Below are 1206 nucleotides of genomic sequence, written 5' to 3'. Positions count from 1 at the left end.
CTCTATCTCGCTCTTCTGATTGCTTCTCTATTTACCCCTATTAATTCTACGTTGTATTTGTCTAACACTCCATCATCTGCAAGTTTTATTGCACAATTGAGCGCTGTTTGCCCGCCCATTGTTGGCAATATTGCGTCTGACCTCTCCTTAATTATAATTTTCTCTATGATTTCAGGCAGTACCGGCTCAATATACGTCGCATCAGAAAACTCAGGATCTGTCATTATAGTTGCGGGGTTGGAGTTAACCAAAATGACTTTATAACCTTCGCTTTTTAATACTTTACAGCTTTGCGTTCCGGAATAATCAAACTCGCATGCCTGACCTATAACTATTGGGCCTGCTCCTATTACTAATATAGATTCTATATCTGTGCGTTTCGGCATAATTACAATAACGGCCTCTATTCAAGTAATGTTACCAATCTTTCCTGTATATGTGAATTTTTATTAAACCTATTAGCTAATTACTTTTAGGCTTGACGCATAACTGTACGAACATTGCAATTTGCGTGGCAGATTCCAGTGCTTGACACACAGCTGTACAAACATTCATTTTTGAAGGTAAATTGCACAGCAAATGATGTCATTCAAGTAGCTGACACTGGTTCCTTTATGACGGCAGTGCCCAGAGGTGTCATCCCAGTCTGGGATCCAGAAAACTTAACTTTAAATAAGTGGCTGCATAATAAAGACTAGATTCCAGACTGGAATGACACCATAGAGGCACTGGGATGACATCCTTCTTAGTGGAGATTACTCTCAAATCACAATGTTCATACAATTGTGGGCTTAACGGTATCTTTGCAGATACTATGGTAATTTATTCGGGAGATTTGCTGAGCGGTAAGATTTTTCCTGATATGCTGCAGTCTTCAGAAGCTAATTCCACAAATTTATCTGTTAGTTTATCAGGTGACACCAATTCAGATCCAGGAAATGCCTGCTCACTACCCACAGGTCCTTCCGTGTATACAGCATTTACACATAATTTTGTATGTTTTGTCTCAGATGCATATATCTGCACCATTATTTCTAGTGCAACTTTACTTGCAGCATACGGCATCCAATATGGATAAGAGGAAGGAGAAAGTGTCACTTCTGAGGTCATGAATATCGCTCTTCCAGCATTAGACTTTTTTAGCATTGGATCTAAGTTTTTTAGTAAGTACCAATTGGCAGTAAAATTTGTATTCATTACGTTCTG

Annotated in this window: 1 protein-coding gene and 1 pseudogene (1 of these 2 cut by a window edge); both read right to left on the bottom strand. The window is 38.8% G+C overall.

The features are described 5' to 3' along the window. Positions 1–386 (bottom strand): annotated as a pseudogene (locus WG67_RS07390) (carbamoyl phosphate synthase preATP-grasp domain-containing protein); the annotation flags it as partial. A gap of 436 nt (positions 387–822) precedes the next feature. Next, positions 823–1206, bottom strand: the 3' portion of a protein-coding gene (locus WG67_RS05615) for an SDR family oxidoreductase (RefSeq protein WP_070357026.1). Its footprint extends 372 nt past the window's final position; the window shows 384 of its 756 coding nt (coding positions 373–756); its start codon lies off the right edge, out of view; the stop codon is at positions 823–825.

It is taken from the genome of Wolbachia endosymbiont of Drosophila incompta (genome assembly GCF_001758565.1).
GTDB lineage: Bacteria > Pseudomonadota > Alphaproteobacteria > Rickettsiales > Anaplasmataceae > Wolbachia > Wolbachia pipientis.
This window is presented reverse-complemented; position numbering and strand designations above follow the sequence as displayed.